This is a genomic window from Bdellovibrio bacteriovorus, from assembly GCF_001592755.1.
In the GTDB taxonomy this organism is placed as follows: Bacteria; Bdellovibrionota; Bdellovibrionia; order Bdellovibrionales; family Bdellovibrionaceae; genus Bdellovibrio; species Bdellovibrio bacteriovorus_E.
Genome location: NZ_LUKF01000005.1, coordinates 31470 through 51667, shown reverse-complemented (window position 1 = coordinate 51667; position 20198 = coordinate 31470). Strand labels below are relative to the sequence as shown.

The following is a 20198-nucleotide window of genomic DNA, read 5'->3' as shown; positions in this document are numbered from 1 at the left end:
TTTTTTACTTCCTTCGTCGTGATTTTTCTCGCAGACTGTCTGGACTCGGTGCGAAATACTTACTAATCCAGACTAGCGTCGTAAGAAGGTTCACGAAATTTAAATAGATATTTTGATGTGATTTTTTTGACTTCTTTGATTTTGCATCAAAGTTCTGTAAGATTTTCTTCTAGGTGAAAAATGCGCATTAAACTATTTGATAAAGGGCAAATGCTTTGGGGACTCCTCTTATTGAGTTTGTCGAGTCTTTTTATTCAGTGGTTTGTTTTTGATTATATCTTGCCCACTAAATTACTTTTACCATGGTTAATTTACGCATCGTTTTTGCTCGTACTTCGACCATATTTTGCGGCCGTGTTTGTTTTTTTGCTGGAAGCTTTGCTGTTGCGAATTCACTTAATGAAACTTTCGTACACGAATACTGCCCTGGAAGCTTCTGATATTTTTGGATGGAAACAAGCGCTTTTCTTAAAGAGCTATACGGATTTTTTGATTCCTCTTTTGGCGATTGGAATGCTTTTGTGTTTTTTCAAAGGCTTCACGATTAGGAAACGTCAGTTTATTTTTCTTCCGATTTTGCTGTTAGTTACTACCTCTTGTATGCAAGAGCGAAGACCGACTGAGTCGTCAGTTAATTTGGTCAATTATTTGTTTCGCATTGCGAAGGTTCATTATGTCGACTGGAACTTTGCCACGAATATCAAAGAGAATGGCGTTTTAAATCATCTATTTTTAACTCTACCTATGGGACAAATTCCGGCAAAAGGTAAGGTGCGTTTAGGTGAGCGAAAGGTTGCAACAGTTCATAATTCCAAAGATATGCCAGATGTTTTTCTCGTTCTTTGTGAGTCTTGTTACACAAGCACTTCTGCAAAATTCGTAACCCCCATGGCTGATCTTGAGAAAGTGGGATTCGCGCGATCAACCATGATTTCGCCGGTCTATGGTGGTATGACTGCAGAGGCAGAATTTGAAGTTTTAACTGGACTACCGAGCCAAAGATACAAAGGGATCGATTTTCAATATTTCGCAGAAAGTTATTCACCGCACGCAATGGCGCTTCCAAGAGTTTTCGCTGAAAACGGTTATGCTACTTTTTCTTCGCATAACAATCGCGCCTTTTTTTGGCGAAGAGACGTTGTGCATCCTAAATTTGGTTTTGAGAAATCTATCTTCCTGGAACAGATGAATTGGCCAGATATGTCCATTGTTCCAAAGGATGATATCCTTTTTAAAAATGCCCTAGACCAATACAAAGCCAATTTAATAGAAAACAAAAAGACTTTTTCTTTTCTAATCACTATTCATACCCATGGGCCTTATAGAGAAGTGAATAATGATGGGGGAGAAGCGGATTACAAAGCCAAATTGCAGGAATCTTTAAGCGAATTCTTGAGTTTTCAAGCGCGAGTTCATGGATTGGCCCAAAAGAATAACCGGCCCGTTCTATTTTTGATTTTTGGCGATCATAAGCCGGCGATGACAATTTCATTTTATAAAAAACATGTTTTTAGTGACGATTTCTTCACTTCAAAGGGTGAAAAGAGCGATGGTTTCCGTTTTTCATCTTTGAACGATTCTCAGCGTTTAACTTACGGAAGAGTTCCTCTTTTCGTAAGCGCATTTAATACTAAAAATTTAGATCTCGCGGAATCTATTGCAAGAGAAATTCATGACAAGCCTATCTATTGTCTTCCGGGCGTTCTTTCTGAATCAATTCCTGTCTACCATGAATTTTACGGCTATCTTAAAGATGTCTGTAAACGTAACTCAGAAGAACTCGTTGATAAGCGTGTCATAGACACTGTGTTTCCAGAAGAGATTTACGGGAATTTACTATTCGATTGAGACCTATGATCTCAAAAGTTGCCGCTATTTCAGGCAATTTGTTATTGGAGCCTCGCGGCAAATGTCAAACTCGTTTGTTGCTTTGCAAGGATGCCGCTTTTCTATTATTCATGCTTAATGCTTTTTAATTCGTATATTTTCTTATTCTTGTTTTTGCCGTTAACGCTCTTGGGTTATTACATAATCAAGAAAAAGAAGATTCAGTTGTGGTTCCTGTTTTTATCCAGTGTGTTTTTCTATTGCTACTGGAGTGCAACGTACGTATTTCTTCTGCTATTCACGGTCGTTCTTGATTTTTATATCGCTAAAGCTATTTATTACGCACAAACCCAGCGGCATAGAAAAATACTTTTAATAACATCCATGTCAGCCAATTTGGCGATTTTAGGTTTTTTTAAGTACTACAATTTCTTTGCAGATACATTGAATAGCTCTGTAACAGCATTCGGTGGAGCTTCCGTCCTGCCGGCTTTACAGCTCGTTTTGCCAATTGGAATTTCGTTCTATACTTTCCAATCAATGTCTTACGTCATTGATGTTTATCGAAGAACATCAGATGCCCATGCGCATCTCCTCGAGTTTGCAGGGTACGTGACCCTATTTCCTCATCAAATTTCGGGACCGCTGGTGCGCCACAACCAGATCGTGCCCCAACTCGAGAGTTCCTCTACATATGTATTCCATGCCGATAATTTTTGGAAAGGCTGTTACTTCTTTATTTTCGGTCTATCAAAAAAGATGCTTATCGCCGACAGAATAGCGGCTGTTGTCGATCCATTGGTAGGCAATATGGCCTCGGCTTCAAATGCTGAAGCATGGCTTGCGATGGTAGGATATACGATGCAGCTCTATTTCGATTTTAGCGGGTATTCCGATATGGCGGTAGGCTTGGGTCTCATGATGAATATCCAGTTTCCCGCAAACTTCCAGTCTCCGTATAAGTCAAAATCTATTACTGAGTTCTGGCAGCGATGGCATATTTCTCTATCGTCGTGGTTGCGTGATTATCTTTACATCTCCTTAGGGGGAAATCGAGAGGGCAAACTTAAAACATATAGAAATCTTCTCTTAACCATGGCGATTGGCGGTCTTTGGCATGGAGCAAATTGGACATACGTGGTTTGGGGTGTCTTACATGGCGGTGTTCTTGCCGTTGAACGTTTCTTTAAAGATAGAGGTTGGGACTTTTTGAAGTTCAAGTCCTTAAAATGGGCTCTAACTTTTCTTTTCGTTTGCGTAGCGTGGGTATTTTTCCGAGCGCCAAACTTTCACGAAGCGAATCTGTGGTTGCAGAAGGTGTTTTTTTTAAACGCAGATATTTCTTGGGATATTATTCTTATTCCTGCAAGACATAAGGACCGGTTTATTGCTGCCTTAGTTGTAGCGTCCGGTGCCGCTTTTTTTATGCGCAATACTTGGGAGATTCAGTTCAAGCCTAGCTTTCGAAACGCCCTGCTTTTAGCTCTTCTATTCGTGATCTGCCTTTCATATATGGGTGAGGAATCACCATTTCTATACTTCCAGTTTTAGGAGCAAACATGACTTCGAAGAATTCCATCATTTTGTTTGGGTTATTTTCAGTTTTGCTCCTCGTGTTGGTTGGAGCAATTAATTACTCGCTAGATCCACAATGTTATTATCGATGTGAAACTGTCGAGCCCTCAAAGAAGACCTTAAATACTTACTATCAAGCTGCTCAAAGGGTGCTAGCATTTCCGGAAACTGAACTAATTATTTTAGGGTCATCTCGGGGAGAAACTACGCCTCCTTTATGGATAGAAAAAGAGACCGGATTAAAGACGTTGAACCTGTCCGTTTCTGGAGCTGAATTAATAACCAAATTAACTTTATTAAAAATTGCTGAAGAGAATGCAAAATTAAAGAAGGTCATTTGGCTCGCGGACTATTTTGATTTAATTGGAGAAAGTACGGATTCTAAAATTAAGAACACACCGGCGCTCAGAAAGTATTTTTTGAGTAAAACGACCGAAGAAGGTGTTCAGCAAAAAATCAAGTATCTTCAAAGTCTCATTGACCACAATACTTTAGAAGCTTCGCTGCATTTTATTGGTAATAGGGAAGCAACAACGATTAGTAAAGGAGCTGGTAGCGAGCTCAGAATTACTGATTGTGAGTCCGAAGACTTTAAAGGAAAAGAATCAGCTGAGAGTCTTCGTAAAGAAGTGGATTTGTTGTATCAAAACTATGCTCATGGAGTCTTGAAACCATTACAAAATCCGGATTCGTTAAAAATTTTTTCCGATGAGATGAAACGTCTGAGGCTTCACGACGTTGACGTTATAATACTGATTACACCATATCATCCCGAATTTTTAACTCGACTGAAGAATGAATACCCGGACATTTTCGAAAAGCATCAAAAGTGGATTAAGGCACTAAAGAGCCTTGAAACCGATGGAATCAAAGTAGTGGATTCTTTTCAAGGTATGGATGAGGATGATGGTTCGCCGAAGTACTGGAACGACGGAGTTCATTTTACGTGCCACTACTCTATAAAGATGCTTAGTGAATCGCTTTAATAAGATTTGGTTGCAGAGCAGCATCGTTGTTCCTTGCATACCAAAGTAAATACGTGTTGGTTATAAATCAGAGTAACTATTGATGATCAATTCAAGGATTCGTAATCTTTTAAAATATCTTTTATTTGGAGCGATCGCTTTTGCGGTTCTTCAGACGCCTTTGAAGGTTTATTTCTCTAACAAAGGAGGATGGGATCATCATATTTACTGTGAAGCCGTTAAGGCATCCGATAAGGGATTGGACCCTTACATCACAGCGAACCTCGGCTTCGAGTTATCTTTCACTTATCCTGCCATTTTCTTAGAGTCTTATAGGCCATTCTGCGTTGGTGGGCCCAAGACATATTTAATTTTTCATTTTGCTATTCTTTTATTTATTAGTTTTGTACTGATTCAAAAGTTAAAATGGGACCCGTATATCACCGTTACATGGCTGTTTTTAGGCTATAATGCTGCCTTTTCCAACTACAACACTGGTAATATCGGGGTTTTTGAAGCCCTTTTCTTTGCGTTATTTCTTTGGTCTTTTGCGGTCAGAAAATTCGAAGGGGTATTGTGGCTTGCGCCCTCGGCCTTTGTTAAGGTCGTGCCTTCAGTAATGGCAATCCCTGCGATATTACTGGCAGGGGATACGGTTAAGCAAAAAGCAAAAGTGTTTTTTCTTTTCTCTGCAGGTGTATTGAGTTTAATTCTAATAAATTTTCTTTACTCTCCCGACCTATTTAATAGTTTTTTCCGTCAGATTCTTGGTAAATACTCAAATCAACATAGCCCAATCAATGAAATAGAATCGAACGCCTCTAATATCACGATTCTTCTTTTCTTTAAGAATCTTAGTGAAAAGTTGTTAAATGATTTTTGGATGGCGGGTGCGACTTTCTTCGTGTTGTTGCTTGCATACCTTTCTTATTTAGTATGGAAAAATGTGATTAAAGATGAGAGCAATCGAATGCTTCGGTTATGCTGGAGTTATTTGTTGTTAATGCTTTGGCTTCCACGTTTAAAACCTTATTCCTTGCTTATTGTATGCATTGTCATGATTCCTTTGTTACAAAAGGTTGGACGTCGGACCGCAACGTGGTTACTGCTTGTTACAATATTTCATAGAAGTCTGAACGGAGATAAATCAGATCCGTGGATAGATTTCATTATGAATAACTCCGCTATTTATGCCTATATAGGAATATTAATTTATCTTGCTGTAATTTTACGACATCGCACTGAACAAGTTGCTGGTAAGGAGCGGTAGCAGTGCCGATTTCATCACTTCTTATAAATTTTCTTCTGTTATTGGTTCTTTCCTATTGGATTCGTAATAATACAAAAGTTCAGAAGTTCATGTCTGCTGCCTCCAAGACAATACTCATTGCGGCTTTTGTTTGGCTAGCTGGAAGTGCACTGGCGTATCTCGCGACTCCTTTGTTCTTCGATCATGCAGAGGCAAATATCGCTTCCGTTGCTGCATTATGGAGGCAGGGATATCCAATTTATACGGAGCTCGACTCAGAGAGCAGATACTCACTACTGTATGGCCCTTGGCCTTATTTAGTTACGGCTTTTTTTCAATCCAGCGGATTGCCAATTATTTTTGCTTCAAAACTTTCGGGTTTTGTAAACTTAGTGCTTTTGTTTTTAGGTATAGTCCTTCTGGCGAAAGATTCTCTGCTAACAAAAAAAGATCAGTTTTATTCGGTCGCTTTGATTTCCATAGTGATATTGGGATTTTACAATTTCAGCTATTGGAATAGGCCTGACTCGTTTCTGATGACATATGTATTCTGGTCACTGTTGTTAGTTACTAAAAGAAGTGTGGTTGAAACCTGGAAAATGTATGTTGGGCTAGGGGTTCTTGCTGGGCTATCCGTCAATAGTAAGCTTCACGCCTTGTTGTATTTTGTACCTATTGTATCTTTGTATTGCGAAAGAAATCGGGAGCGATCGTTATTCAAGATAGCTACGGGCATCGTAGCCTTTGTTTGTGTTGCGGTGGCACCATTCTTTTTTCCGCAAGTCAGAGAAGATTTGTACCTAACCTGGCTAAAAATGGCGTCTAAACATGGTCTTGCATTTTCAGACACAGTAAAAAATGTTTCCTTCATTACCAGTTTCCTTTTGCTATTAGTACTTATAGGCTTTTCAAAACGCTATAGAATTACTTTCTTCGTCTTCTGTGGCGTTTCATTGCTAATAGCTATCGCGGCAAGTAAACCGGGCGCCGGTCCTCATCATTTTTTGCCACTGGTCCCAGTGTTATTATGGCTCTCAAATGAGGAGTATTATCGTAAGAGTTCTGAGGAGCGTCTTCGCGTAAATTATATTTTTGCGGCTTTTTTGTTAACTGTCGCACTGAATGCTGTGAATCGCCAGAAGAGAGTGGTTGAACTGCTTTCAGAGACCCCTGTTCGAATTAAAGAGTTTAGAGACTTGAAATCTATCTTGAATGTTTTGCCACCTGGCCGCGCGGAATTAGGATTTTCCGACAATAATAATTACGAGTCTACTTTTTACAAAGCTTACTTAGTGGAGAGAGGCAGAGGACTATTTTTTGATGGCGCATCGTTAATGGACATGAAGGCCTCTCATTTAGATTTTCCTGATTCGACAATGACTGCCATGAAGTCGTGTAAAGTTCCTTATCTAATTTTCCCCAAAAAAGGAGAACCGTGGAGTCTCTTGAGTTTTTACCAAGATACTCCTTTGTTCTCGGAAGACTTTAAAACGACATTTAGAGTACATTACGAGCGGGTTTCTGCTATGGAATATTTCACAATCTACAGATGTAAAGTACGCTAAATCTTGAGACGCTTGAATACAGCTTCTGGAATACTGTTGATGATGATCATAATGTAGCGCCAAATCATAGGTAGATAGACAGTGTTTTTCTTTTTTTCGATGGCGGAAACAATACCTTTTGCAACCGAAGGCGCTTTTCCAAATAACGCAGTTTTTTTGTGATCTTTGGTCATCGGTGTATCCACGGGGCCTAACTTTAGATTCAGGACATGGACACCAGTAGGGAATAGTCGATTTCTTAGACCATCCGTGTATGCCGTCATTCCGGCCTTTGCGGATCCATACACATAGTTTGACTGTTTACCTCTATCACCTGCTACAGATGAGATCACCGCGATTGTTCCAAAACCTTGTTGAACCATTTTTTGGGAGATGAATGTAAGTAGAGAAACATGAGAAACAAAGTTGCTATTTAAAAGGTGAAGCATCTCAGCTTGATTAACCTCAGCTTTTCTAGGATTTCCAAGGACTCCATGTGCTAATAACACTATATCGATTTTGGAGTGAGTGTTCCAAATCTCATTAATTTTTGATTCGTGTATAGCAAGATCGTTTAAGTCATGACTTATAGAAGATATCTTTTTACCACCTCGAACGAGAAGATCTTGGGAAATGATATGTAGCATCTCGCTGTTGCGTCCCCAGAGAATGAGCTCTTCGCTATTCGCTGCATACAATTTAGCTACTTCTTGGGCTATCGCTGAAGTTGCACCAATGACTAAGATTTTTTTCATTTTACACGTCTCCAGAGACTAGAAGAAAAATTCGGATCGATATACTTTTCAAATTCATTGAGGCGGGGATAGAACTCTGCAAAACTTTCTTTGCGCATTCGGGCATCTTTAGCAGGGTAAACAGCACCGTTAACAGACCGAACAATCTGATCGCATTGTTCCAAAACTTCATACAAAGACTCTCCATGGTTTGGAAAATCTAAGGCTAAAGTTATACCTTCTTTCGGGAAGGACAGCATTCCCTCTGAAGGGATTGAACCGAAGGTTTTTAAAACTGCCAAAAAAGAGCCCATTTGGCTGCGTTGAAGCAGGGAAAATATTTCTGACAATGCTGCGCCTTGATCGTTTTTATACGGAATGACGAACTGGTACTGCAGAAAGCCTCTTTTGCCATAAATTTTATTCCAATGGTAGATAGAATCTAGTGGATAAAAGAAAGGTTCATAGTGAACGATGTTGCTTTTATGATGCGACAGGTTTTTCCTATAATAAAGTTCGTTAAATGCGCGTATGGAAAAGCTATTTAAAATCCATTCTGGAAAAAACAGCGGAACAGTTTTAAATGTGTCAGTATTGTGGACCTTTAGTACTGCAGATTCCGAAGGCTTACAATAGTTGCCGCGAATGAAAATTCCCCGTACGTCTTTAGCGGTGTTAACACAGTCAACCCATGAGACCGTGAACTCAAAATCCTTTTCGGATTGTTCAGACAAGGTCAAAAAATCAGCTAATGAATCAAACTGTATCTGCTCTTGAGAAATAAATGACGATTGGATTTTCGTCAGTTTAAATTCCGCCCAAGTAATTAATCCTGTTAGTCCAAGGCCACCGATCGTGGCAAAAAAGAAGTCACTATTGTCAATTCGAGAGCAGCGGAGTCTTTCGCCATTCGAGCGTAATAGTTCAAACGAAAGGACGTGGTGTCCAAAGTTCCCTGCACAATGATGATTTTTACCATGAACATCATTAGCAATAGCACCGCCCACGGTCACAAATTTAGTCCCGGGCGTAACTGGAAGAAACCAACCACGAGGAATAGCAAATTTAAGAATCTCATCGAAAGTAATTCCACTTTCACAACAAAGAACACCGGAACTCTCATCAAATGATATAAAATGATTCAGCTGACTGGTTATTATCAGTGTACCGTTTTCATTGAGACAGGAGTCTCCATAGGAACGACCCAGTCCACGAGGTAGGAGAGAGGTGGTCAAACTCGGGATTGAAGTTATTCTGTTTGGTAATATGTAAGTATCTTGATTTTTTACGACGGGATAAAATCCCCAACTTGGGTATTCCATTATGTCGCTATCCCAAAGATTAAGCCTAGAAGTCCAAGACAGATCCAGCTAATTTTATCTTTTACGGCAAATACGACCGGATCATCATGAATTTCATCGCGATTGGTGAGAATCCAAACTCGAGAGATCCAGAATAGCAGTACAGGTGTTGCAAACCATAAGTTCTGGGGGTTGTTATATAAGGCCCTCACGTCGTTGCTCTGAAGATATAAAAGAATGATTAGGATTGATATCAATCCTGAACCAACCCCAAGGGATTGGACCATTGAATAGTCAACTTGTCGATAGCCTCGTCCGTCGAGAGTTATCTTGTTTTTACTTCTAATGATCTCAGTGTATCTTTTCACGCAAGCCAAGCTAAAAAAGAATAAAGTAGAGAAGCTTAATAACCATTCCGAAATTGGCACAGACGTCGCTGCTGATCCAGCGAATATGCGAAGAGTATACATCATGGATAAGATAATAATATCAACAACGACACTCTGCTTAAGATAGAGAGAATAAGCTAAGTTCAAAATCAAATACACCGATATCCATATGGCAAAATCAGTTGGTAGTAACGCTGCCATTGTTCCACAACCGGCCAAAAGTGATGGAAGTAACAGAAGTCCCCATTTTATTGGCAGGTCTCCAGAAGCGAAAGGACGACGTTTTTTGGTATGATGATTTCGATCCGCTTTAAGATCTAAGAGGTCATTAAGTACGTAAACGAACGAAGCAGCAAAGCTAAATCCTGCAAAGGCAAGTAAGCCGTTCTGAATATTATCCGCACTAACCAGTTTATGACCTGCAAATGCGGGCAAAAAGACAAGGACGTTCTTAATCCATTGATGAGGGCGAATTTGTTTGACCGTCAGATTCCAAGTCGATCTTTTTTTGTCAGTAATAATGTCGGTAGGTTTTGCAAGTAAAGCAATTTTGGAGCGTAAACTCACAGAAGGATTTACTGCCACTACCTTCGATGAGTGCTTCCAGATTTCCAAGTCAGCGGTGTGGTCGCCAATATAGGTGAATGTATTTTCTCCAATGGATGATCTGATGGCTTTATACTTGGCAGCTCCCTTTAGATTTGATTCTTGAGAGCTTCCTAGCGCAGATTCAAACAGTCCAGTGTGGAGAGATATATCTTTCACCCAAGTCTCTGGACTTGCTGAAGCAAGAACTAATTGATTGTTTTTATCAGTTTTCGACGTTTTTAAAAACTGAACTACTTCTTCCCTGTAAGGTAGAAGGTTAGGGGAAATGGGTGCATGCTGAGACAATTTGAATTTAAAATAAGAGCGACCTTTTACAAGCCAAAAAGGACTTTGTAAGAAAACTAACGGCTTGGATTTTAGAAGAACAAGCCATTGTTCATAAAGCAAATCTGTTTTTATAAGGCAATCATCCAAATCGCAGACTACATAATGTCTCATGAAGGCAATTTAATCGGATGTAAAAAAAGTAGCAAAGAAATGGCAGCGCGTCAGTTGCGAATCTTGAGTTTTTCTAGTGGCTTGTCTAAGTTCGTCTTTTGTTCAAACGCCAAGAAGGAACTATGTTTAAAACTCAGGAATTGTCCCGCAAAACAAGAATGCAATGGCTAGCTTTCGTCTTACTAACGGCAGTTATGTATCAAGTTATTTTCTTGGCTTGGGTTACGGAAGGATTCCAAGCTTTTACATATACGCTTGATGATCCTTATATCCATTTGAAGTTGGCTAAAAATATTGCATCGGGACACTACGGGTTTAACTTGTCAGAAAATTCAGCTCCAAGTTCAAGTATCGTTTGGCCGTTCCTACTTGCCCCGTTCGCGCACACTTATTTTTTTGAATATGTTCCTTTTGTTTTCAACTCAGTTTTGATTCTCTGCTTTGTTGCTGTGGTTTTTGATCTACTAGTAAATTTTCAAATCAGGCCTGCAGTTTCTTATACAATATCTATTTTATTACTATTTTTTATAAATGGTTTTGGCTTGGCACTTAACGGATTAGAACACGTTCTTCAACTTCTACTCGTAGCATTAATTTTTAAACAGTTTGCGGAGATAGTGGAGAGAAGACAGGAAAGCTTTGGACAGTTGGTTGGTTTGTTAACCTTCGCGATCATGATACGTTATGAAATGCTTGTATTTTGGGCAGCTGCAGTTGCTTTTTATCTCACCAAAAGGGATCCAAAAAAGATCTGTATTGTGACTCTTTTTCCTTTATTCCCTGCCGTTGCATTCTCCTTTTTTCTTAAGTGGATTGGGCTTGGATTTCTTCCGTCATCCGTCATGGCAAAGACGGCGAGTGATACAAGTTTTTTGTTAACAGTTCTGTCAACTTTTCATGCAAACGCTACCTCGCGACAAGGCTTAGGCATTTTGCTTCTTACTATTATCAATGTTTTGTTGGCACGTAAGACACACCGATTGTCTTGGGCAAGTGTAACTGTTTTGGTTATACCATCCGTACTGCATTTGCTCGTAGGTAAATTTGGTTGGTTCTTTCGGTATGAAGTTTACATATTGGTATACGTAATTCTATTTTTCATTAGTCTGCTATCTGTCTCAAACTTGAGCAGATGGCGATACATCTTGTCGTTTGCATTCCTATGTTGGTTATGCGAGCCATATATTTTTAGCTTGAGTAAATTACATCAAGCGTCTCGGAACATACGTTTTCAGCAAGGAGTTACAGCTGAATTCATGGATAAGTATTTGAAAGAACCTGTCGGACTCAATGACATTGGACTTCCAGGTTTAAGATACAAGTATGAAGTGTTGGATCTTTGGGGCCTCGCCTCGCAAGATGCTTTGCGAAAGCGATTGAGCTCTCGCGATTTTGATTGGATTTCAGATATTGCTAATGAAAAAGGCGTTGATATTCTTTTTATATATGAAAGCTGGCTTCAGCCGTCTGCCGAGTGGAAAAAAGTAGGAGAGTTTATTTTGCTGGAGAAGAATGTCGTTTTAGGTGGTGATGTTGTTTCCGTATTTACAAGAGAGGAAAAAATATCCAAACTGAAAAATGATTTGATTTCTTTCAAAGGTGAGCTGGGCAACTTACCAGTCGAAGTAAAAATTTATTAACTGTTAATAGTTGCTGGCTGAGTGCGGTTGTGAATAATTCCCAAGCTCCCTGCAAGAATAATCATAAAAAAGTCTCGCGTCTCTCTGCTATCAAGTGGCGAGTCTGACAATGAAGTAAAAAGATAAGAGACAAACGAGAGAAAGGCGCAAAGTGCAATTCGCTTCACTAGGACATCTTTTGAAGATTGATACTTGCCCCAAAAGTAAAATCCGATCACCGCTATTAAAAGCAAGTATATAGTAAACCCGATAATTCCAGTTCCAGAAAGTACCTGAAGGTACTGGTTATGGGCATGGGCGAATATATCGTCACCTGGAACCTTGTCTGGAGTAGTGTATTTTGAAAGAAGTTCGGTGTTATGCCAATACCCAACTCCAAACCAGGGCTGGTCGAGAAACATGGCAATGTTAGCTTTCCAGATCTCTATGCGAACGGTCGTGGAAGTTGCTCCCGTGAAGTCTCCTGTGTAGAGTAAGCGTTCCTTCAGACTCATGAAGTTTGTAAGAAACATTATTATGCCAACTAAAATTGAAAATATGAACCCCAGAATAACCGTTCTATTTTTGCGCATTACAAATACGGCCATTAAAGTTGCAGATACTAGCCCCATCCACGAGCTGCGGGAATATGTGAAAAACACTGTGGCTGTTAAAGTTCCAAGCGCCAGTATGTTCCAGGTGGAGATCTTCTTTTTAAAGAAGATGGCCGTTAGCACCCAACCGATAAGATATACGCAGGGAAGAGATAAAGTCATGCCATACACGTTAGGGTTGTGGTAAAAGCCAGAGAACCTATTGTCTTGCGACGGCCACGAGGTGGTTGATTGATAAGCATATACGAATGCTAAAATAGCACCTGCAGTTACGACCAATGATGTGGTGGATAAAAATGAGTCATCTTTGACTCGGTTCAGTCTACTCACGGCGTAGATAATATAGCTGCCAAAAATCCATCTGAAGTTTAATACTTCTGCGGGCGTTCCATACAAATAATTCCCAATAAAAACTACGAGTAACCACGCTACTATCAAGAAATGGAAAAGTTTAGTTTGCTTAAGTGCGCCAGCAATTTGGTCTATCGAAAATGGCCGACCTGCGATCAAAATTAACAACGATAGTACAATCATTGCGTCAAAAGCTCTCCAGTGGATGATGGTGACGAATATTAGAACGTGTAGTAGTATGTTGGCGATTTTAGACATGTGGCCTCAGGCTCGCAGTGTACAATAGGTGACGTCCGTAGTCTTTTCTAAGTTTCGACGCCGCGCGCGTTGAATTCGGTGTGTAGGCAATGTCGAAGAACTCAAATGTGTTTAGTATCTTGGCATCCTAGGGCCGATTTTTAAAATATTTAGGTGGAGCCTTGGCTGGAGTGGTTAAGTTGATTGTTGCCATGTATTAGCAGGCAAGTTATCAATTGTTGAGCGAGGGTTCTAATATGTTGTGGGAGAAGAAGTTTACCAAAGATTCTGCAGCTGAGACCTGTAAGGCCTTGGTTGAGGATTGGAAAAACGATAACCTTAAAGTTTTCGTGCTGAGGGCAGCGGAAAAGATTGAGTCCGTCAGGGAATTTTATGAAACGCTATTTCCTTTTATTGGAACTCCTGCGGCGTTAGCTGAGGATGTCAATGTTGGAGACCGAAGTAAGCAAAGAACTGGCAAGGTTTGGATGGAAGTTCGATTTGATCCACGTTTTCCAGATGCATATCGGCACTCTGCAAATGCTCAGCCTCTTCATACAGATGGCTCTTATATTCCAACCTTCCCAAACTCGACGTTGTTAGCCTGTGTTACCAATGCGGGCTCGGGCGGTGAAACTACTTTCTTGGACTCAGTTGATCTGGTTGAGTGTATGAAGTCTGAGAATCCTGTTCTTTTGGAAAAGTTGATGTCTCGTCCTGTGTCTCATTCGAGATCTGGCGACTCTCGTTCCGAGTGTATCATTTGCCAGAAAGGCGCTAAGTTACATGTTAATTGGAACTATTATTGTGTTTCTTCTGAAATCGGCGCGGAAACTCGTAACATGGTTGAAGAGTTTCATAGTTATCTTTTATCCTCTTCGGCAATTAAAGCAAAAACATTGGCTGTAAAATTGCAACCCGGAGATTCCGTTATGTGGAAAGATGACGAGCTTCTTCATGGAAGAAACTCTTTTGCTGCCACCAAAGAATCTGAACGCTTTATTTGGAAGTGTGCGATGAATGTCGGTGTTTTCTAATAAGTACGGAAGAAAGCCAAATGGTCAATAAGCTAGTTCTGGGGACAATGCGCCTGCATGAAGTGACTCTGGACGTTTCATTTTGGGTACAATTTTTTTGCGAGGCACACTCGTTGGGAGTTCGTAAACTCCATAGCTCTTCGGAATACGAGAGTTATCCTTTATTAAAAGAGGCTCTTAGTTTTTTAAAGAAAAAGCATCCTCATGTAGAATTTGAGCATATTGTGAAGCTTGCAGAGCCTAGTTTCGGGGATGTTGGTTTTGAAGTAGGCCGTCTGACTAAAAAGGTGAACGACTATCTTTCGGATTTGCAGACTGCTCATTTGTCTGTAGTTCAGTGGATGTGGAGGCTGAATCTGAATGAGGATCAGATTAGAATTAGAGACTTTATAGCTGCTTGTCCTTGTTTAGCGAAGGAAGTTGAAGATCTCAAACTTCAAAATAAGATAAAGCAATTTATGTGTTTTCCTTATTCTGTTCCATTCGCAAATAGCGCTATTCGGATAGAATGTATTGACGGGCTGGTAGTTTATCGTAACGTGATTGAAACAGAATACGATAAATCTATCGAGCTGGCTGCAAAGCTTGGTAAGAAATCTTATATTTTACGGCCATTGGCTGCTGGAGAAGCTCTCAAGAATACGAACAAAACGGCCCGAGAGCTATTTGAATGGGCTCTTAGTCATCAGGGTATTGAGGGTGCTATTATTAGTATTTCAAAGTTAGAGCATATTCGTGATTTTGCGAGCAATTCATGAAGCGATGTTTTGATTTGATCCTGCTGTTTGTGTTCTCCCCGTTATGGCTGCCTGTACTCTTCGTAACTGCACTTTTAGTTCGTATCAAACTAGGACCGCCCGTGTTATTTAAGCAGGCTCGAGGAGGGCTGGGTGGGAAAGTCTTTTATCTATGGAAGTTTCGTTCTATGACAAATCAGGTCGATGCTCACGGGCAATTGTTGCCTGATGAACAGCGACTCACTTCCTTTGGAAAGTTTCTGCGTGCTAGTAGTCTGGACGAGCTGCCCAGTTTTTATAATCTTCTCGTGGGTGATATCAGCTTCGTTGGTCCGCGACCTTTTCATGCAGAATATCTTCCGTTGTATAATGAGTTCCAGGCTCGCCGACATGAGGTTCGCCCCGGTATTACTGGTTGGGCGCAGGTAAATGGTCGAAACAGCCTAAGTTGGGAAGATAAGTTCAAGTTGGACGTTTGGTATGTCGATAACAGATCATTTGTTTTGGATATGAAGATTCTCTTTAAGACTGTTAAAAAAGTTTTAATACGCGAAGGCATCAGTTCAGCGGGCTCTGCTACGACGGAAAAATTTCGCGGTTCATCCCAGAATTAAGATTTCGGTTATCTGAGTTCTAGCGTCACTGATGTGGTGTTGCATCATAACAGTCTCTCTAAGGGGAATTCGTTTACTTATATAAATACTCGGGTTTATTATCCTTTCTCTATATTATTGAAGAGGGTGTATGAGTTCTTTGGCGAATGACTTGAAGGTTAAAAAAGCTGTCATTGGGATTGTCGGTCTGGGGTATGTAGGCCTTCCTTTGGCACTTCGTTTTTCTGAAGAAAATTTTTCTGTTGTTGGTTTCGATATTGATGAAACTAAAGTAACAAAGATCAAAGCGGGCGAAAGCTATATTGAGCACATTTCCAGCGCATCGGTAAAACAGGCTTCCAGTAAGAACTTTACGGCGACGACAAATTTTGCAGAAATAGCAAAAGTTGATGCCATTATTCTTTGCGTGCCAACGCCTCTGAATAAATACCGCGAGCCGGATTTGAGTTTTGTTTTGAATACAATGGACAGCCTTGTTCCTTACCTGAGAAAAGGGCAGGTTGTATCTTTGGAAAGCACAACTTATCCGGGAACAACTGAAGAAGAACTAAGACCCCGTATTGAAGCGCGTGGATTCACCGTTGGTAAGGATGTCTTTTTGGTATTCTCTCCAGAACGTGAAGATCCGGGCAATCCCCACTTCAACACCAAAACAATTCCTAAAGTGGTTGGCGGCTCAACGCCGGCATGTCTTGAAGTTGGTGTGGAACTATATGGTGGCGTGATCGATAAAGTAGTTCCGGTAAGTTCAACGAAGGCTGCTGAGATGACTAAACTTCTTGAGAACATTCACCGTGCGGTAAATATCGGTCTGGTGAACGAGATGAAAATTGTCGCTGACAAAATGGGCATCGACATTCATGAAGTTATTGATGCAGCAGCAACCAAACCATTTGGTTTCGTTGCATATCGTCCAGGGCCGGGGATCGGTGGTCACTGTATTCCTATCGATCCATTCTATTTGACTTGGAAAGCTCGTGAATTTGGGGTTCACACTCGCTTCATCGAATTGGCAGGGGAGATTAATAACTCAATGCCAGCCTACGTTATGAAGAAGATTGCACTGGCGCTTAATGATCGCTTGAAGTCAGTTAAAGCAGCAAAAGTTCTGGTGCTGGGAATTTCTTATAAGAAAAACATTGATGATATGCGTGAGTCTCCGTCTGTATTTTTGATGGAAAGACTGCGTGATAATGGCGCTAACATCAGTTATGCAGATCCTCATGTCCCAGTATTCCCAAAAATGCGTGAGCACAAATTTGAGTTGAGCTCTGTTGATGTCACGGCGGCCACACTAAAAGAATATGATTGTGTGGTTGTTGCGACTGATCATGATGTGTTTGACTACGACATGATTCAGAAAAATGCCAAGCTGATTGTTGATACACGCGGAAAGTACCGTGGACATCATGACAATGTGGTACACGCATAATTTTATATTTGAGGTTGTATGAATCTGGTAGTGGCTATCCCATGTTTGAACGAGAGCGAAACGATCGCTACCGTCGTCCGCTCTATCCCTAGAAATCTTGATAGGGTGTCCAAGGTTGTCGTCCTTGTGATCGATGACGGCTCTAAAGATAATACCGCTCAGCTTGCTCGTGAAGCGGGGGCGGAGGTTGTCTCCCATGGGGTAAATAAGGGGCTTGGTATTGCTTTTCAAAGTGCAGTTGAGTGGAGTCTTAGAAATAAGATGGATCTCATGGTTACTACGGATGGTGACGGCCAGTTTGACCCCAATGATATTCCAAAACTGATCGCGCCGATTGTTGATGGTCGAGCCGATTTTGTTACGGCTTCACGTTTTATCTCTGACGAGTATCTGCCTCAGGGCATACCTCCAGTGAAGCTTTGGGGAAATCGTCAAATGTCAAAGCTGATCAGTTCATTGACGGGTTCTTCGTATTACGACGTGGCCTGCGGCTTCCGTGCCTACTCAAAGCAGTGTCTTTTGAATCTCAATCTTTTTGGTCAGTTCACTTATACTCAAGAAGTGTTTTTGGACTTGTCCTATAAACGTTTCCGCATTCAGGAAGTACCCTCGCGCGTGAAGTACTTCGAGGGACGTAAAAGTCGTATGGCTCACAGCATTGCGAAGTACGCTTTGAACACCTCCAAGATCATTGGGCGAGCGTATCTGAGCTATTACCCTCTGAAACTGTTTTGGAGTATGGCTTCTGTGTTGTTTGCAATTGGCGGATCTCTTTTTGCGGTGTTCATTGCTCATTTTATGCAAACTGGAAAGTTTACCGGCTATTTGTGGGCTGGATTCAGCGGTGGGTTCTTATTGGGCACGGCATTGTTCCTGTTTATTCTTGGGCTGGTCGTTGAGATGTTGGATCGAATTCGTGTCAATCAAGAGCGTAGCTTGGCATTGCTGAAGCAGAAGGTATTTTACGGAGAATAAGGTATGTGTGGTATTGCTGGGGTCATTGGAAATCTTGGAGGCTCAAATTCTATAGAAGAGTTTGAGGCAATGGCGAAGGTCCTGGAACGCCGGGGTCATGATGCCTTCGGTTTTGCTGCCCTTGATTATGCCGGACGGGATTTGCGTTTTGGAAAGCTCTCTCTTCCGTTTCATAAGGCCATCCGGTCGGACGAATACAAAAGCTTCCGCAGTTTCGTATCTGCATCCGGCAAGCCTGAGCTTGTCTTTGGCCATACTCGTCTGGCGACTCATGGTGGCACAGGGGATTCTGCGAACAATCAGCCGGTAGTCTACAAGGACTGGATTGTTGTTCATAATGGTATCATCACAAATGAAAAAGAGGTTAAAGAAGGGATATCTTCTGATATCTGCGCTTTACCTTTGGATACCTACGCATCAGTTGGTTTTCTAAGTAAGCTTTCTGATTCTGCGGACACGTTCGATTTCTCGAAAGTCATGCGTGCCTTCAATGAGGAGATCAAAGGCGCGAACAACTTCGCAATTTATTCTGCCAAGTGGGGACTGAGTATTTTATTCTCATCTAACGGTTCACTGTATTTGCAGAATCGTGATGAGCGCTGGTATTTCTCTTCTGAAAAAAGAGCCCTTCCACTGCAGGAGCAGTACGAAGCAACTCAGCTGTTGTTTCCTAATGTCTTTGTTTACGATCACCGTAACACAAAGGGCGGAATTTACGATGTTACCAAAGAAGAGATTTCTTTCGGTATGCCGGAGTCATCCGCACCTTTGAAAGAAGTGACCAAGGTTCAAACTACAGAATATACAAGCCATGTTAATGTGGTTGAGCTGGGGCGTATTCTTGAAAGTGAATTCAGGTTCGTTAGCGATGCCACCAAGAACGTAAAACGTTGTACGAAGTGTCTGTTACCTTCAACGTTTCCAGGCATTGCATTCGATTCTGCTGGTGCGTGTTCAATTTGTGCTGGATACCAAAGCGCGAAGCCCAAGTTGTCCAAGAATGACCTGTATAATCGCCTTTCTAAGGGCGGTACTCAAGATAAGGTCTTGGTCAGTCTGAGTGGTGGCCGCGACAGCTGTTTCACTCTGCATACCGTTGTGAAGGAATTGGGGTTGAAGGCCTCTGCCTTTACCTACGACTGGGGTATGGTAACGGATCTGGCTCGCCGCAATCAGTCTCGCATGTGTGGAGATTTGAAAGTTGAACACCTTATTGTGTCTGCGGATATTGAAAAGAAAAGAAAGTATATCAAAGACAACGTTTCCGCATGGCTTCGACGTCCTTCGTTGGGGACGATTCCTTTGTTCATGGCAGGGGATAAGCATTACTTCTACTATGCAGAAAAAGTAAAAAAAGAAAACGGTTTGCATTTGAATGTTATGGGCGAAAACAAGCTTGAAAAGACTGGCTTTAAAACCAGATTTGCGGGCGCTGAGCAAAGTGGTGAAAACTCTTCAATGGCCTATAGCATGTCAACGTCGAATAAACTTAAAATGCTGAGTTTTTATGGAACCGAGTTTGCAGTAAATCCGGGCTATTGGAATGCCTCTCTGTGGGATACGTTCACTGGCTACCTCAGCTATTACGTTTATCCACGCACTTATCTTAATCTTTTTGATTATGTAGAGTGGAATGAAAATGTCGTGGATGCCACTTTGAAGCGGTATGACTGGGAGTACTCACCAGACTGTGAAACCAGCTGGCGTATTGGTGATGGGACAGCCCCATTCTATAATTTCATTTATCACTCTGTTGTTGGCTTCTCTGAGAACGACACTCTTCGTGCAAATCAGATTCGTGAAGGTCATTTGACGATTGACCAGGCCAAGGCGTTGATCGAGAGAGACAATCACCCTCGTCCGGAGTCCTTTGCATGGTATTGTGACGTTCTTGGACTTGATGCAATTGAAGTTGCCAAAGCCATCACCAGAGTTCCTAAATTATATTAAA

General features: G+C 41.2%; 16 protein-coding genes. 12 read left to right on the top strand and 4 right to left on the bottom strand.

Going from position 1 to position 20198, the window contains the following annotated elements; all coding sequences use genetic code 11:
* The first annotated feature begins 180 nt into the window (after positions 1-180).
* The 5 genes from AZI85_RS05365 to AZI85_RS05345 all read left to right on the top strand — a co-directional run bounded on the left by AZI85_RS05365 (position 181) and on the right by AZI85_RS05345 (position 7181).
* Entirely contained in the window at positions 181-1848 is a 1668-nt protein-coding gene (locus AZI85_RS05365) for an LTA synthase family protein (RefSeq protein WP_063243129.1), read from the top strand.
* 204 nt (positions 1849-2052) lie between these two features.
* Positions 2053-3378 (top strand): MBOAT family O-acyltransferase, encoded by a 1326-nt coding sequence (locus AZI85_RS05360; protein WP_253720853.1) that lies wholly within the window; start codon positions 2053-2055, stop codon positions 3376-3378.
* A gap of 8 nt (positions 3379-3386) precedes the next feature.
* On the top strand, positions 3387-4388 hold the full coding sequence (locus tag AZI85_RS05355) for a hypothetical protein (protein WP_063243127.1): 1002 nt from the start codon (positions 3387-3389) through the stop codon (positions 4386-4388).
* A 79-nt stretch (positions 4389-4467) separates the two neighbouring features.
* Complete coding sequence (locus AZI85_RS05350) at positions 4468-5637, top strand: hypothetical protein (RefSeq protein ID WP_155723938.1); 1170 nt, start codon at positions 4468-4470, stop codon at positions 5635-5637.
* A gap of 2 nt (positions 5638-5639) precedes the next feature.
* Complete coding sequence (locus tag AZI85_RS05345; protein ID WP_063243125.1) at positions 5640-7181, top strand: ArnT family glycosyltransferase; 1542 nt, start codon at positions 5640-5642, stop codon at positions 7179-7181.
* On the opposite strand, the gene AZI85_RS05340 is transcribed toward AZI85_RS05345, so the two are convergent.
* The 3 genes from AZI85_RS05340 to AZI85_RS05330 are packed head-to-tail and all read right to left on the bottom strand — an operon-like array spanning position 7178 to position 10631.
* Positions 7178-7915, bottom strand: coding sequence for an SDR family oxidoreductase (locus AZI85_RS05340; protein WP_063243124.1), 738 nt, complete (start codon positions 7913-7915; stop codon positions 7178-7180). The genes AZI85_RS05345 and AZI85_RS05340 overlap by 4 nt on opposite strands.
* A complete protein-coding gene (locus AZI85_RS05335) occupies positions 7912-9216 on the bottom strand; it encodes an FAD-binding oxidoreductase (RefSeq protein ID WP_063243123.1) in 1305 nt (434 codons plus the stop codon). Before AZI85_RS05335 ends, AZI85_RS05340 begins: the two co-directional genes overlap by 4 nt.
* Positions 9216-10631, bottom strand: a complete 1416-nt coding sequence (locus tag AZI85_RS05330; RefSeq protein ID WP_063243122.1) for a UbiA family prenyltransferase — start codon at positions 10629-10631, stop codon at positions 9216-9218. Before AZI85_RS05330 ends, AZI85_RS05335 begins: the two co-directional genes overlap by 1 nt.
* A gap of 122 nt (positions 10632-10753) precedes the next feature.
* On the opposite strand from AZI85_RS05330, the gene AZI85_RS05325 reads away from it, so the two are divergent.
* Entirely contained in the window at positions 10754-12271 is a 1518-nt protein-coding gene (locus tag AZI85_RS05325; RefSeq protein WP_063243121.1) for a hypothetical protein, read from the top strand.
* On the opposite strand, the gene AZI85_RS05320 is transcribed toward AZI85_RS05325, so the two are convergent.
* Positions 12268-13473, bottom strand: coding sequence for an O-antigen ligase family protein (locus tag AZI85_RS05320; protein ID WP_063243120.1), 1206 nt, complete (start codon positions 13471-13473; stop codon positions 12268-12270). The genes AZI85_RS05325 and AZI85_RS05320 overlap by 4 nt on opposite strands.
* 236 nt (positions 13474-13709) lie before the next feature.
* Between AZI85_RS05320 and AZI85_RS05315 the strand changes: the two genes are divergently transcribed.
* From AZI85_RS05315 to AZI85_RS05290, 6 genes are all read left to right on the top strand, one after another.
* On the top strand, positions 13710-14489 hold the full coding sequence (locus AZI85_RS05315) for a TauD/TfdA family dioxygenase (RefSeq protein WP_063243119.1): 780 nt from the start codon (positions 13710-13712) through the stop codon (positions 14487-14489).
* Between the two features lie 20 nt (positions 14490-14509).
* On the top strand, positions 14510-15247 hold the full coding sequence (locus tag AZI85_RS05310) for a hypothetical protein (protein ID WP_063243118.1): 738 nt from the start codon (positions 14510-14512) through the stop codon (positions 15245-15247).
* On the top strand, positions 15244-15840 hold the full coding sequence (locus AZI85_RS05305) for a sugar transferase (protein ID WP_063243117.1): 597 nt from the start codon (positions 15244-15246) through the stop codon (positions 15838-15840). Before AZI85_RS05310 ends, AZI85_RS05305 begins: the two co-directional genes overlap by 4 nt.
* Positions 15841-15970: 130 nt before the next feature.
* A complete protein-coding gene (locus tag AZI85_RS05300; protein WP_063243116.1) occupies positions 15971-17272 on the top strand; it encodes a nucleotide sugar dehydrogenase in 1302 nt (433 codons plus the stop codon).
* Positions 17273-17290: 18 nt separating this feature from the next.
* Positions 17291-18247 carry a glycosyltransferase family 2 protein gene (locus AZI85_RS05295; RefSeq protein ID WP_063243115.1) on the top strand — a complete coding sequence of 319 codons (957 nt, stop codon included), beginning with the start codon at positions 17291-17293 and terminating at the stop codon, positions 18245-18247.
* Positions 18248-18316: 69 nt separating this feature from the next.
* Entirely contained in the window at positions 18317-20197 is a 1881-nt protein-coding gene (locus tag AZI85_RS05290; RefSeq protein ID WP_172795303.1) for a hypothetical protein, read from the top strand.
* Position 20198: the final 1 nt, after the last annotated feature.

What these genes read in the sequence shown, in the direction of transcription:
- AZI85_RS05365 (WP_063243129.1), top strand. Translation starts at nt 181, where the DNA reads ATGCGCATTAAACTATTTGATAAAGGGCAAATGCTTTGGGGACTCCTC.
- AZI85_RS05355 (WP_063243127.1), top strand. Translation starts at nt 3,387, where the DNA reads ATGACTTCGAAGAATTCCATCATTTTGTTTGGGTTATTTTCAGTTTTG.
- AZI85_RS05340 (WP_063243124.1), bottom strand. Translation starts at nt 7,915, where the DNA reads ATGAAAAAAATCTTAGTCATTGGTGCAACTTCAGCGATAGCCCAAGAA.
- AZI85_RS05335 (WP_063243123.1), bottom strand. Translation starts at nt 9,216, where the DNA reads ATGGAATACCCAAGTTGGGGATTTTATCCCGTCGTAAAAAATCAAGAT.
- AZI85_RS05330 (WP_063243122.1), bottom strand. Translation starts at nt 10,631, where the DNA reads ATGAGACATTATGTAGTCTGCGATTTGGATGATTGCCTTATAAAAACA.
- AZI85_RS05325 (WP_063243121.1), top strand. Translation starts at nt 10,754, where the DNA reads ATGTTTAAAACTCAGGAATTGTCCCGCAAAACAAGAATGCAATGGCTA.
- AZI85_RS05320 (WP_063243120.1), bottom strand. Translation starts at nt 13,473, where the DNA reads ATGTCTAAAATCGCCAACATACTACTACACGTTCTAATATTCGTCACC.
- AZI85_RS05315 (WP_063243119.1), top strand. Translation starts at nt 13,710, where the DNA reads ATGTTGTGGGAGAAGAAGTTTACCAAAGATTCTGCAGCTGAGACCTGT.
- AZI85_RS05310 (WP_063243118.1), top strand. Translation starts at nt 14,510, where the DNA reads ATGGTCAATAAGCTAGTTCTGGGGACAATGCGCCTGCATGAAGTGACT.
- AZI85_RS05305 (WP_063243117.1), top strand. Translation starts at nt 15,244, where the DNA reads ATGAAGCGATGTTTTGATTTGATCCTGCTGTTTGTGTTCTCCCCGTTA.
- AZI85_RS05300 (WP_063243116.1), top strand. Translation starts at nt 15,971, where the DNA reads ATGAGTTCTTTGGCGAATGACTTGAAGGTTAAAAAAGCTGTCATTGGG.
- AZI85_RS05295 (WP_063243115.1), top strand. Translation starts at nt 17,291, where the DNA reads ATGAATCTGGTAGTGGCTATCCCATGTTTGAACGAGAGCGAAACGATC.
- AZI85_RS05290 (WP_172795303.1), top strand. Translation starts at nt 18,317, where the DNA reads ATGGCGAAGGTCCTGGAACGCCGGGGTCATGATGCCTTCGGTTTTGCT.